Annotated in this window: 12 protein-coding genes; 7 read left to right on the top strand and 5 right to left on the bottom strand. The window is 35.9% G+C overall.

What is annotated here, in order from left to right; all coding sequences use genetic code 11:
* Positions 1–1,311 (top strand): MFS transporter, encoded by a 1,311-nt coding sequence (locus tag XYLOR_RS01625; protein WP_036876395.1) that lies wholly within the window; start codon positions 1–3, stop codon positions 1,309–1,311.
* A gap of 112 nt (positions 1,312–1,423) precedes the next feature.
* Here the strand turns inward: XYLOR_RS01625 and XYLOR_RS01630 are convergent, their stop codons facing one another.
* Together XYLOR_RS01630 and XYLOR_RS01635 are read right to left on the bottom strand one after the other, a co-directional pair.
* Entirely contained in the window at positions 1,424–1,699 is a 276-nt protein-coding gene (locus tag XYLOR_RS01630; RefSeq protein ID WP_036876396.1) for a putative quinol monooxygenase, read from the bottom strand.
* A gap of 466 nt (positions 1,700–2,165) precedes the next feature.
* Positions 2,166–2,660, bottom strand: a complete 495-nt coding sequence (locus XYLOR_RS01635) for a hypothetical protein (protein WP_036876397.1) — start codon at positions 2,658–2,660, stop codon at positions 2,166–2,168.
* A 284-nt stretch (positions 2,661–2,944) separates the two neighbouring features.
* Between XYLOR_RS01635 and XYLOR_RS01640 the strand changes: the two genes are divergently transcribed.
* From XYLOR_RS01640 to XYLOR_RS01655, 4 genes are read left to right on the top strand one after another with little or no spacing between them, the layout of a single operon-like run.
* The gene (locus XYLOR_RS01640; RefSeq protein WP_036876398.1) at positions 2,945–3,880 is read left to right on the top strand and encodes a CDP-alcohol phosphatidyltransferase family protein; all 936 of its coding nucleotides are present in this window, start codon (positions 2,945–2,947) and stop codon (positions 3,878–3,880) included.
* Positions 3,881–3,888: 8 nt separating this feature from the next.
* A complete protein-coding gene (locus XYLOR_RS01645) occupies positions 3,889–4,617 on the top strand; it encodes an HAD family hydrolase (RefSeq protein ID WP_036876399.1) in 729 nt (242 codons plus the stop codon).
* 7 nt (positions 4,618–4,624) lie between these two features.
* Positions 4,625–5,926, top strand: coding sequence for an inositol-3-phosphate synthase (locus XYLOR_RS01650; protein ID WP_036876400.1), 1,302 nt, complete (start codon positions 4,625–4,627; stop codon positions 5,924–5,926).
* Entirely contained in the window at positions 5,910–8,477 is a 2,568-nt protein-coding gene (locus tag XYLOR_RS01655) for a DUF5686 and carboxypeptidase-like regulatory domain-containing protein (RefSeq protein WP_036876401.1), read from the top strand. The genes XYLOR_RS01650 and XYLOR_RS01655 overlap by 17 nt, the downstream gene beginning before the upstream one ends.
* Here the strand turns inward: XYLOR_RS01655 and XYLOR_RS01660 are convergent.
* The gene (locus tag XYLOR_RS01660; protein ID WP_036876403.1) at positions 8,474–8,914 is read right to left on the bottom strand and encodes a cold-shock protein; all 441 of its coding nucleotides are present in this window, start codon (positions 8,912–8,914) and stop codon (positions 8,474–8,476) included. The two genes, XYLOR_RS01655 and XYLOR_RS01660, sit on opposite strands and share 4 nt — an antisense overlap.
* Before the next feature lie 18 nt (positions 8,915–8,932).
* A complete protein-coding gene (locus XYLOR_RS01665; RefSeq protein WP_036880502.1) occupies positions 8,933–10,066 on the bottom strand; it encodes a DEAD/DEAH box helicase in 1,134 nt (377 codons plus the stop codon).
* Positions 10,067–10,453: 387 nt separating this feature from the next.
* Here XYLOR_RS01665 and XYLOR_RS01670 point away from each other — a divergent pair, with 387 nt between their 5' ends.
* Together XYLOR_RS01670 and XYLOR_RS01675 are read left to right on the top strand one after the other, a co-directional pair.
* Entirely contained in the window at positions 10,454–11,074 is a 621-nt protein-coding gene (locus tag XYLOR_RS01670) for an ABC transporter ATP-binding protein (RefSeq protein ID WP_036876404.1), read from the top strand.
* Positions 11,075–11,084: 10 nt separating this feature from the next.
* Positions 11,085–11,873, top strand: a complete 789-nt coding sequence (locus XYLOR_RS01675) for an ABC transporter permease (RefSeq protein WP_036880504.1) — start codon at positions 11,085–11,087, stop codon at positions 11,871–11,873.
* A gap of 737 nt (positions 11,874–12,610) precedes the next feature.
* Here XYLOR_RS01675 and XYLOR_RS01680 read toward each other — a convergent pair.
* Entirely contained in the window at positions 12,611–13,417 is an 807-nt protein-coding gene (locus XYLOR_RS01680) for an HU family DNA-binding protein (protein WP_154655645.1), read from the bottom strand.
* Positions 13,418–13,790: the final 373 nt, after the last annotated feature.

Raw genomic sequence — 13,790 nt, forward strand, 5'->3', positions numbered from 1 at the left:
ATGAAAAGACACAGAAATCCTTGGGCATGGGTACCCTCTTTGTATTTTGCAGAAGGTTTGCCTTATGTAGCAGTAATGACAATATCGGTGATATTGTATAAGAGGTTAGGTATGTCAAATGCAGACATAACATTTTATACTTCTTGGTTGTATCTTCCGTGGATGATTAAACCGTTATGGAGTCCATTTATAGATCTTATCAAGACCAAGAGATGGTGGATAATAAGTATGCAGTTGTTGGTGGGCGCAGCTCTAGGCGGTGTGGCTTTTACGATACAAGGACCATTATACTTGCAAGGTACACTATGCTTTTTCTGGTTAATGGCATTCAGCAGTGCTACTCATGACATTGCTGCAGATGGCTTCTATATGCTAGGACTAAATCAGCATCAACAGACTCTATTTGTTGGTATAAGAAGCACTTTTTATCGCATATCTACAATATTCGGTCAAGGAATTCTGGTAATGATAGCCGGTAATATGGAGGTTTGGACACGAAATATAAAATATTCATGGAGTCTTATCTTCTATTTTATGGCAGGACTTTTTATTGCTCTGTGGCTATATCACCATTATATATTACCATACCCTGCAGAAGACAGAGGAGCAAGTAATGTAGGAGCTAAGATACTCTTTAAGGAATTATGGCATTCTGTAAAGTCTTTCTTTGACAAACCACAAGTATTGGTTGGAATCTTGTTCATGGTTTTCTATCGTATGCCGGAAGGGCTTTTGGCAAAAATCTCTGCATTGTTTCTTATAGATGCACCACATAATGGCGGATTGGGACTTTCACCACAGGAGTTTGGCCTTGTTCAGGGAACTGTAGGCGTAATTGGGCTTACTGTAGGTGGTATCTTGGGTGGTATAGTAGCAAGTAAAGACGGACTGAAAAAATGGCTTTGGCCAATGGTTTGTTCAATATCACTCCCTAATGCGGTTTATATATATCTTAGTTATTCGCTTACAAGCAACCTTTGGATAATAAATACATGTATATTTATTGAACAGTTTGGCTATGGATTCGGATTTACGGCTTATATGTTATACCTTATATATTATTGTCAGGGTGAGTTTAAAACATCGCATTATGCATTGTGTACTGCTCTTATGGCTTTCTCTATGTGGCTACCAGGACTATTTTCGGGTATGATACAGGAAGCTGTAGGATATCGTATGTTCTTTATAATTGTTGTTGTGGCATGTGCATTGACATTTATTGTTTCGGCATTGTTGAAGATTGATCCTGAATTTGGAAAGAAAAAGAAATTTGTTGATAGTGGGGATTTCGAAAAAAAGGAAGAATGGTAGGATCTAATAATATTAGGTCCATAATAAACAATAACTATTAAATTAAATATATTTAGAATTTATCTAAAACAACAGGTCGAATTTACAAAAAACGACCTGTTGTTTATAGATTTTAGAAGTTGAATTTTTCAATCTTCATCTTTCCCATTTCTTTTATTTTAGAAACTAGTGTGGTAAAGTGTGATGATTGCTCGTGAGCTAATAATGATTCAGCATCCTCCCATGTCTCGCAAATCATAAGAACGTCATTACGGGTATCACTTTCGAAAATATCGTAAGCGATATTACCCTTGTCATTTAACGAAGCGGTTACTAATTCTTTGGCCGTTTCAATTACTTCAGTACGTTTGGCTGAAGTTGTTTTAATAAAAACATTTAATCTGATCATAATTTATTTTGTTTGAACTGCAAAAATAAACATAATAAACCAGAAACAGACAAAGATTTTAAGTTCTCTGTCTGTTATTTTAAATTATCTGATATTTTAAATTCTAATATTCAAATGGAGTCACTGGATATCCGTTGTTATCATGCATATTGTATTTGATTTAATCGTATAATGTTTATGATTAAAAACTGTATTGATAGTTCTTCCATGCATAGAATACCCTCACATGGATACAGATCTATTATTTTGTATAACCATTTCGTTATCAAAAAGTTACAGTTCTTGTATGGCCTGAAAAACTTGATGCAAACATAACATGATAATATAGATAATTTTCTTCATTTTATTAGAATATTATTGTAATATTAAATCAAAAGATAAAGGAAATGATAGTCCTATGTTTCGGATACTTTGTTGTATATATCAAATAATAAGGCAGACCTGAGAAGTCTGCCTTATATTGTTACTATTTATTAGTAGATGTTGAATCAGGAATAGTTTTAGTACTAGTGGGAGCATATACAGCTGGTGCTTTCTTTGCATGCCAGTCTGACCAGTTGACCGTCTTTGTCAAACTGAATTTATACCCATTCATATATCCTTCGAAGTAATTACTATTAAACCTATAATCTGTTATAGCAACATTTCTGAAATCATTTAAATTGTCGTAATATATATAGATTGTATTGTTTCTTACTTCCCAATTGAAAGTGGAATAATAAGAATTATTCGGATCAACTGGGTCCTGATCATATTCATCACCGCTTCCACTAGTAGCATAATCTCCATAGAATCTTATTTCAGTGTCGTAATAACCAGTATAGGAGTTGTTTCCCTCTATTTGACCTCTCCATATTCCCAATAAAGCATCTGCTTCATCTGCATCTCTATCACATGATGTAAATGTCATAACTGTAATGGTAATAATTATAAGTGATAATAAACTAGAAAATCTTTTCATAATAATAAAATTTTAAACGTTAATTAATTATTCTGCAAAAATACAATAAAAATGATGTCGTTACAAGCGTATTTCCCTAAAATAGCCTAGGGAATTCCCTAAATCACCAATATTGTAAAGAAGTAGGTGTAAAATGTTCTATTTGTCTTTATTTATGTAATATATTGCATGAACTAAATATAAATATTTCAACAAAAAACTAAATAAATGAAAATAGTTTCGTTGTCTGTTAATAATATTTTATATTTGCATTGCTATAAAGAGAAACGTCATAAAAACGATACATGAGCAAATTTAATGAATTACTTAAGGCTTCATTTAAGTCAAACGATACAGAAGAATGGTTGGATATGCATTTTACTAGACCAATAGGTTTGGTATTTGCTCTTATATGGAAACGTTTGGGCGTTCATCCTAATGTAATAACTGTTATTTCTATTTTTTTAGGCATAGCTGCTGGATACATGTTTTATTTCACGGATTTGCAGCATAATATACTAGGTGTTGTATTACTTATGTTCGCTAATTTTTGCGATAGTACAGATGGGCAATTGGCAAGGCTTACAGGACAAAAAACGCTTGTAGGCAGAGTGCTTGATGGATTTTCTGGAGATGTGTGGTTTTTTGCTATATATGTGGCAATCTCACTAAGATTAGAATTTCAGATAATCCCTGGTACAGATATACATTGGGGCATATGGATATGGGTACTTGTATTCCTTTCAGGATTTATGAGCCATTCACCTCAGAGTTCATTAGCAGATTATTACAGACAGATACATCTGTATTTCTTAAAAGGGAAAGAAGGAAGTGAACTCGATAACTATGCTCAGCAACGAGCAATATACGAATCTCTTCCTAAAAAAGGTTCAATATTAGCCCGTATTTTTTATAAGAATTATGCGAACTATTGTAAAAGTCAGGAGAAAAGAACTCCACAATTCCAAAGGTTGAACGCAAAGATTATGCAGGCATATCCTAATCCAGAAGATATTCCTTCTGATATAAAAGAAAAATTTCTTTTAGGTAGCAGGCCTTTGATGATGTATACTAATATACTTACATTTAATATAAGAGCAATATGTATTTATATAACATGTTTGCTAAATTGTCCATGGATATATTTAATTATTGAAATTACTTTGCTAAATATTATATATATATATATGCACAAAAAACATGAGAGTCTTTGCAGAGAACTATTAAAATTAGAATTTTAAGAAATACAATGATAAAAGGATTGATATTCGATTACGGTGGTACACTTGATACTGCCGGATGTCATTGGGGGCAGATGCTATGGCACGCTTACGAGCGCAATAATGTACCTGTGTCTGAACAGAATTTTAGGGATGCTTACGTATACGGTGAACAAACTTTAGGGAATGGCCATATAGTCAAGTCTGATTTCACTTTCCATAAGACTCTTGATGCTAAAATACGTCTAGAGATGGAATGGCTACTTATGAATAATAAATGGGTGGCTGATGAAGATACATTCAGAAATAAGCATGATGTCGTATTAGATGACTTATATAGTAAAGTTGTTGATATAACTAATAAGAATGCTGAGATTCTTAAAGAACTTAATGAACATTATAAAATGGTACTTGTAAGTAATTTTTACGGCAATATCAAAGAGGTCCTTAAAGAATTTCATCTAGATGGATTTTTTAGTAACGTAATAGAGTCGGCTGTCGTTGGAATACGAAAGCCCGATCATCGTATTTTTTCGTTAGGTGTTAACGCCCTCGGTCTTAAACCAGAAGAAACTGTTGTAATAGGTGACAGTTTCTATAAGGATATACAACCGGCTATAAAGGCTGGTTGCCATTCTGTTTGGCTTAAAGGCGAAGGCTGGACTGAAAAAGAATATGATGAAAGTATCCCTGATAGTGTAATATATGATTTAAAGCAATTAAATAATAGCATAAGTCAACTTAACAATATAAAATAAAACAAAAATGAAAGAAACTAGTGTAAAGCCAGCAGAAGGCAAATTAGGTATTATGTGTGTCGGTCTTGGTGCCGTCACTTCTACCTTTATCACAGGAACCTTAATGATCAGAAAAGGTCTGGGAAAGCCAGTTGGCTCAATGACTCAGATGGACAAAATGCGTGTAGGCAGAGGTGCTAACGCGCAGTACAAACATTATGGAGAAATTGTTCCACTTGCTAATCTTGATGATATCGTATTCGGAGCATGGGATATATTCCCGGAGAATGCCTTTGAAAGTGCAATGCATGCTGAGGTTCTTAAAGACCGCGACATTTATCCAGTAAAGGAAGAACTGGAGGCCATCAAACCATTTAAAGCCGTATTTGATCCTGAATATGTAAAGAGACTTAATGGAACTTGGATTAAAAATGGTAAAAACCGTTGGGATCTTATGGAACAGGTTCGTAAGGATATTCGCGAATTCAAAAAAGCAAATAACTGTTCACGTATCGTTGTTATTTGGGCTGCATCGACAGAAATCTATGTACCTCGTAACAAAAAAGTACATGATGATCTTACAGCATTAGAAACTGCTATGAAGTCTGATGACAAAACAGATATAGCACCATCAATGTGTTATGCTTATGCTGCATTGTCAGAAGGTGCACCATTCATTATGGGAGCTCCTAATACATGCGTAGACATACCAGCAATGTGGCAACTAGCAGAGAAAACGAAGATGCCTATTGCCGGTAAAGACTTCAAGACTGGACAGACTCTTATGAAAACAGTTTTAGCTCCTGCATTCCGTACAAGATGTCTTGGAGTAAGTGGCTGGTTCTCAACTAATATTTTAGGAAACCGTGATGGAGAAGTCCTTGATTGTCCTGAAAACTTCAAAACAAAGGAAGTTTCAAAACTTTCTGTAATAAATACGATCCTTAAGGATGACGAGATGCCAGATCTTTATAGTAATATTTTCCATAAAGTGCGTATCAATTATTATCCGCCTCGCAATGACGATAAGGAAGGTTGGGATAATATAGACATATTTGGATGGATGGGCTACCCTATGCAGATTAAGGTAGATTTCCTATGCAAAGACTCTATTCTTGCAGCACCATTGTTGCTAGATCTTACATTGCTTTGTGATCTTGCCGTACGTGCAGGAAAATGGGGCATACAGACATGGTTGTCATTCTTCCTTAAGAGTCCGATGCACGATGATGAAAATTTACCGGTGCACGACTTATTCAAGCAGTACTCTATCTTGAAGAACGCAATCCGCGAAATGGGCGGTTACGAAGCAGATGAAGAAATCGATTAAGACCTTATTTATAATACTCCTGTTATCAGCGCTGGCCACAAAGGTCAGCGCACAGGTAACAGGAGTAATTATTGATGCTGTTACAGGCGACAGCATTCCATATGCCAGCGCATCTTACAAAGGCAATCATATTGCTGTATCAAGCAATGGATCTGGCAGATACTCCGTGGAGCGACACGAAGGATGGTATCTTACATTTAGTGCGGTAGGCTATCAGCCGCAGCGTATATTGATAAACGGAAATACTTCTAATAGTTTGAATGTCAAGTTGAAACCTGACACAAGAAAACTGAGTGAAGTGGTAGTGAAAGCTAAGCGCAAAAGGTACAGCCGTAAAGAGAATCCGGCGGTAGAGCTTATGCGGCGTGTTATAGCCGCTAAGATGCGTACTAATCTAGAAAATCATGACTATTACCAATATAATAAATATCAAAAAATAACACTGGCAGTAAACGATATAACGCCAGCACAACTTGATAGTGGCAAGTTTAAAAATAAAAAATGGCTTGTAAATCAGGTTGAGGTTTGTCCTTATAACAACAAACTTATTTTGCCTATTTCTGTTGATGAGACAGTAACGCAGAATATATTCCGTAAAAATCCGAAAACCGCAAAAACAATAGTAATGGGGCAGAATAGCTCTGGAATTAATCAATTTCTTGAGACTGGAGATATTATTAATGTTACACTAAAGGATGTCTTTACGGATGTTAATATATATGACGATCAAGTGCGTCTGTTGCAATATCCGTTTACTAGTCCTATAGGTAAAAATGCTATAGCTTTCTATAGGTATTATATAGTAGATACTGTTTTTGTTAACAGGGAAAAATGTTATCATCTTGAGTTTCTTCCAAATAATCAGCAGGACTTTGGATTTCGTGGAGAACTTTACATCCTTGCAGATTCTACACTGCATGTGAAAAAATGCAATCTTACTATACCGAAACGTAGTGATGTAAATTTCGTTGAAAATCTTCAGATACAGCAGGAATACACTAAACTTGATGATGGTGAGTGGGTACTTTCAACTGATGATATGCTAGTAGAAATGAAACTGGCCAAATTTCTGAGTAAGGTCGCTGTTATAAGAACGACTCGACTTAGTGATTATGCTTTTGATGCCTTGCCTGATAAAATATTCAAAGGCAAAGCTAAAGAGCGTAAAGAAGCCGATGCTATGATGAAGGATGAGGCTTTCTGGAAACAATATAGAACAGTCTCGCTTACTAAGAGCGAAAGTGATATGGACGCATTTATACATCATATAGAACAGATAAAGGGCTTTAAATATATTCTTTTTGGAGCGAAAGCTCTTGTTGAGAATTTTGTTGAGACTGGGGATGAAAAACACCCTAGTAAAGTTGACATTGGACCAATAAATACAATGGTAACAAAGAACTTTATAGACGGTTGGCGTACGCGTGTAAGTGCTCAAACTACTGCAAATCTAGACAAGCATTTATTCTTTTCCGGATATTATGCTCACGGCTGGGATAGTAATAAAAATTATTATAAAGGCGACGTAACATATTCATTTAATAAGAAAGATTATTTGCCAAGGGAATTTCCTAAGCGTACATTGTCCTTTACATCAACCTATGATGTCTGTTCACCGTCAGATAAGTTTGTGAATACGGATAAAGATAATGTTTTTACTGCGTTCAAGTGGGCTACTGTTGATAAAATGATGTTTTACAATAGTCAGGAGTTAAGTTTTGAGCGTGAGGAAGATTGGGGATTGAAAACTTCTGTTAGTTTGAAAACAGAGAAAGATGAAGCTTGTGGAAGTATGTTTTTTACTCCGCTTTCAGAAATGAATTATAATGATGCGCGTCCTAATCATAGTATTCGTACGACAGAAGCTAGTTTCGAGATACTTTTTGCTCCAGGTCAGACATTCATTAATACGAAACAGCGAAGGCTTCCTATAAATCTTGATGCTCCAGTGTATACAATAAGTCATACTATTGGTTTTAAGGGTATATTAGGAGGTGATTATAGATACAACTTCACAGAGGCTAGTATTTACAAACGTTTCTGGATGAACAGTTGGGGTAAAATAGACTGCCATTTACGCGGTGGAATAGAGTGGAATAAAGTTCCATATCCATTGTTGATAATGCCGGCAGCAAATCTTTCATATATAATAGAAGATGAAACATTCAATCTTATTAATAATATGGAATTTTTAAATGACCGCTATGCTAGTCTTGATGTTTCGTGGGACCTCAACGGTAAGATATTCAACCGCATTCCGTTGCTGAAAAAGCTGAAATGGCGTGAATATCTTGGCGTTAAATGTCTTTGGGGATCGCTGAGCGATAAAAATAATCCAGAACTTGCTCAAAATAAAGGTGAAAACCAATTAATGGCATTCCCTGAAGGTTGTTATGTAATGGATAATAATCGCCCATATGTAGAATTAGTAGCCGGAGTACATAATATATTTAAGATAATGCATGTGGAATATGTACGTAGACTAAATTACCTTAATTTACCTACAGCCCACAAGCAAGGCATACGCTTTATGTTCAGGCTTACATTTTAATCCTTTATTATGCTGATATTTACAGCACTAGTGCCCCTTTGGTCTTGTTCAGTGAAGAATGATACTTTGTCTCCTTCCTGAATAATATCAGGGGCATTGGATATATGGAAAAAATACTTATTGGGACTTTGTGAATCGCGTATAAATCCGAAGCCTTTGTTTGAACTGAAATATTCGACAATTCCAGTCTGTGCTACTATCTCTACCTCTTCTTGTTTCGGAGTAGATACAGCGATCTGTGTGACATCGACCTCTTCTGCTGGTTGATCTACTGGCGATGAATGTAACACGCCATATTCATCGGCGTATGCTATCATATCATTAAATGAACTAGTACCTTGACTTAGTCGCTCTTCTTTGCGTTTCTGTTTGTCAAGGCGTTTTTCGTGTTTTGCTTTTTCTCTGTCTCTTTTGTTTGATGTAATTCTTTTTGCCATTTATATATATTTATAATGTTATGCAGGTATATCTACTTTTTCAATTTTCTTTCCGGTTAGCTTCTGTATACGTCTTATCATTGGAATTTCATCTTCTGAACAGAACGTGAAAGCGCAACCGGTATGACCTGCACGTCCTGTTCGTCCTATACGGTGTACGTAAGTTTCAGGAATATCAGGCAGGTCGTAATTTACTACAACTCCAAGGTCTTGTATATCTATGCCGCGGGCTGCGATATCAGTAGCGATTATAACGTTCTTCTTACCGCTCTTAAAGTCGTTTAGCGCGCGCTGACGAGCGTTTTGTGACTTGTTTCCGTGTATTGCATCACATGATATTTTTTGCTTGTTGAGTCTTTTTGCTATCTTATCAGCTCCATGCTTCGTGCGCGAGAAAATTAGAACGCGTTCTTCTTTTTCTTCATTTAGTAAATTTACAAGGGTATCTATCTTTTTTTCTTTTTCTACATAGCATACACGTTGTTTTATAGTATCTACGACTGATGATTCAGGAGTAACTTCCACCCGTATAGGGCTATGCAGCAATTTCTTTGATATAGTTGCAATTTCAGAAGGCATTGTTGCAGAAAAAAGCATTGTCTGCTTTTTTTGAGGCAACATAGGCAATATGCGACGGATGTCATGTATGAAACCCATATCTAACATGCGGTCTGCTTCGTCAAGAACAAAATGCTGTATACCATTCAGAGTTATCAGACCTTGGCTGATGAGGTCTAGAAGACGACCTGGTGTTGCAGTAAGTATGTCTATGCCTTGGCGTAATTGCTTAACTTGCCCAGCCTGTTTCACTCCACCGAAAACTACAGTATGCTTTAAGTCAGTATATTTGCTGTAGTCTGTAAATGATTCCTCAATCTGTATAGCCAACTCACGTGTAGGAGTAAGAATGAGTGCGCGTATGGGTCTATTACTACCAGTCGACTTAGAAGAAACATTATTCATCAGTTGCATAATAATAGGTATAGCAAATGCTGCCGTTTTTCCTGTACCTGTCTGTGCGATACCAAGAAGATCTTTGCCTATACTGGCAGATGGAATAGCTTGTTGCTGAATAGGGGTAGGGGTCAAATATTCTTTTTCTTCAAGAGCCTTCAATACAGGCTCTGCAATATTTAATTCTTTAAATGTCATTGTTTTAATCTTTTTCTTTTTTGAAATGTATATATATACAATCACTATAATACGCATAATATACGTATAATAGATGTATAAATAATAAACAAAGAATCGATAGTGATTTATCCTTGAGAGGTATAAAATCCGCCGGAGAAGATGCGGTTATGATTGGATGTCAATACTAACTCTGATGTTAATTGTTTGCAAAGGTAGTAATAAAAATTGTAATATACTAATTTTTTTATATTTATATTCATAAATAGTATATTCTGTATCGCCTTAATATTCAATGGAATAAGGTTTCTAAAATAATTTATTTAACCTTATTAATACTAATACAAGACCTCAAATTTGATTGCATATCGTTTATTTTTCATACCTTTGCTGCAAATAATATATATTATGCTCGAAATAATAAATGCTTCGTTAAAATTAGGTGGCAAGGAACTATTTAAAGGACTGACATTTAGCTTAAAAGAAGGTGACGTTGTATGTATAAGAGGTAATTCTGGTTGTGGTAAAACCACACTGCTAAAGGCAATTCTTGGATTTCTACCTTTAGATGAAGGGGTTATCAGTTGTAATGGTGAACCTATAAATGCAGATTCTGCAGAGGTCTTCCGTGGAATGATGACATATATACCCCAAGAGTTAGCTTTGCCAAGTGAAAATGTAGCTGATATGGTAAAATTGCCTTTTACGTTGAAGGCTAATAAGGAACGAAAATATTCTAAGTTAGATTTAATGAAAGAATGGGGCAAATTAAATTTATCGGAAGATTTATATGATAAGAAAGTTTCTCAACTAAGTGGTGGGCAACGCCAGAGGATAATGATCTCTGTAAGTGGAATGCTGGGAAAACTAATTATCTTGGCAGATGAACCAACTTCTGCTCTTGATGCAGAGACATCGACTCTTGTTGCTGATTATTTTCAATGTCTTGCAGCAAAAGGAGCTATAGTTGTAGCTGTCTCGCATGATAATAATTTTGCGAACAGATGCAATATGATTGTTAATATATAAAGAATATAATATGGGAACTATTGATATAACTTATGGGAGTTTGGTAATTGGATTATTACTCTTATTGATACCGCTGTATTTCTTCTACAAATTTGGAGCAAAGTTGGTTAAGTCTACAATAATAGCTGCTGCTAGAATGGTAGTTCAGCTTTTCTTAATAGGACTTTATTTGAAATATTTGTTTGCTTGGAATAGTCCGCTTATAAACCTTTTATGGGTTATGATAATGGTTTTTGTCGCATCAGCTACAGCGACCAAGCGAACTGGATTAAAAAGGAAACTGGTGTTTATTCCATTATGCGTGGGACTTTTTACAACAGCATTGTTCGTTGGACTTTATTTTCTTATATTTGTTGTCCATCTTGAACATCCGTTTGAGGCTCGTTATTTTATCCCGATAATGGGAATACTTATGGGTAATATGTTGGGGGTTAATGTCATGGCATTGAATACATATTATGATGGATTACAACGTGAACGTCAATTATATTATTATTTATTAGGTAACGGAGCTTCACATGTTGAGGCAATCGCACCTTTTGTAAGACAGGCAATGGAAAAAGCGTTCTCTCCATGTATAGCTAATATGGCAGTTATGGGAATCGTTTCACTTCCGGGGACGATGATTGGACAGATTTTAGGAGGATCCGATCCAGATGTTGCTATAAAATATCAAATGCTGATAATAGTGATAACCTTCACTGCGTCTATGTTATCTTTGATGATAACAATTTATTTTGCAAATAAAAATTCGTTTGATAATTATGGAAGACTTTTGGAGGTAAAGAAAAAGTATTGACATAAGTCAACAGCATTGATACAGGTCAAAAAAAGCATAATCTTTTAAAACTATCAGGGAAATGTGGGATAATCTAATTAAGAAAGTATTACCTTTGCATCGTAAATAAAAAGAAAAAGGATAACAGAATGTGAAGATACATTCTACATGAAATTTAATTAATGAATTAGAAAGGTAAAAAGATTATGAAAAAAATGATTAACAAAATGATTGAGAACAAGATGTTTAACAAGTATTGTGTCAACATGTTGAGAATGTATAACTACGGTCGAATTAATATACCGGCATAAGTTTTTAAATAAGAATAAAAGGACTGAGTTATAGGTGAAAACCTATAACTCAGTTTTCTTTTATATTCACCACAATGCGTCTTAATAAAAACCAGTATTTGCATTATGATAAGGTGACTCTTCTTCAATGTAGTTAAAGGAGAGTCTTTTTATTTTGCTTGCATATCTTTCAACTTTGTAGTAATCTCTTTACTTTATGTCTTGTTTTGCACGCATTTTTATCAGATCTTCATTCCATTAGGGGCACGCTCAAATCTTCGAAGGTGAATATAAATATGCTGTTTTTTATAAATAAATGTCACAAAGCCACTAGTTCTTTGTTTATAGGGCTTTCAGGCACTTAGTAATACAGTTTACGCATATATAATTTATGATTCGATTTGGTGGTTCTTCTTCAATTTAGTTGAAAAAGGATCTTTTCCTGAAAAACTTTTATTAGTTATGTGTTTACTGTACGGTTATAGGCTGTTTTAGAAAAATAAAAGTCAGTACCTTGCTATTTATGCCTCCAGTTGTGCTAGGAGCGCTCTTGGCCTTTGTAGCCTCCTTCTCTTCGATGTTCTCATTGCGAACCTTCATACCGCCCAACATCGCTCTTTGGCGTAAACCTGTGGCATCCTTTTTGGTCTCAGGTTGGAAGTTGGTGTGCAGATCCCTCACGTTTTTAGCCACCGAATATTCGTCGATAGTCTTGCTTCCAATTCCGCGTATGCCAATCTTGAACGAACCCAGTCCGTCGAGTTTTACACGTATAGAGTTCTGCAACTGAGTTGCTATCGTCTCGCCTAACTCTGTTAGTACCGCCTTGATATCGGTAGCCTTGATGGTACAGTTGGCCTGCATTATCTTGGCCAAGCCATCCGCATCAATTACTCCTACGTGTACGGCACGGGCGAAGTATAATCCTGCAGTGCGGCTGTTTTTCTTTTGTCTTTGTTTAATTTGTAAAGTACTGGCATAATTTGTTGTGTTTTTTGATTGTGATGAATGAAGTTCTTGCTGTAGGCTATTCTTGAACGTTCCGAAACCGTCCAACTGCACACGTTGCGAGTCCTGCAACAGCAATTTCATTGTGCAAACCAATTTGGAGAACACTCCGAGCACGTCGCTCTCTTTCAGCGAACAGTTAGCCTGTATCAGTCGTGCAACCTCTCGAGTGCGCCAAGTTCCCGTATGTTGTGTCAGAGCGTAATATTTGCCCGAGGCCGAAGTGTGTGGCGCGGTGATGCACTTCATCTTGTAAAGTATTGGCATTATGAAAATTCTTGAATTTTTCTTCGTGTTTGAAGCCTGTGGTTTTCTTCTGTATCAGAAGCGGTTTTCCTCATAGTGAGGCGTGTTTTGTGTTTTCCATGGGTCGGTTTATATTGTCCGACAAAGGCGGTGTCAGCGAGTGTTGAGAAAACTGTCTGCGGCAGTTGATCAGTCTGTCCGACGGCGTCGTCGCCCCTTGTTCTCATTGACGGTTGCAAAGGTACGGCAAATCTGTGAAAACTCAAAACTTTTAGGGTACAAATCCACCTTTCGCCAATTCTACAACTCAAAAAACACCCTTGAAACGCCTATAAACAAAGGGGCTTTAGCGATACGACAAATTTCATTTTCGGCAAACCTTAGCAGAACCCAA

The organism is Xylanibacter oryzae DSM 17970, from assembly GCF_000585355.1.
GTDB lineage: Bacteria > Bacteroidota > Bacteroidia > Bacteroidales > Bacteroidaceae > Prevotella > Prevotella oryzae.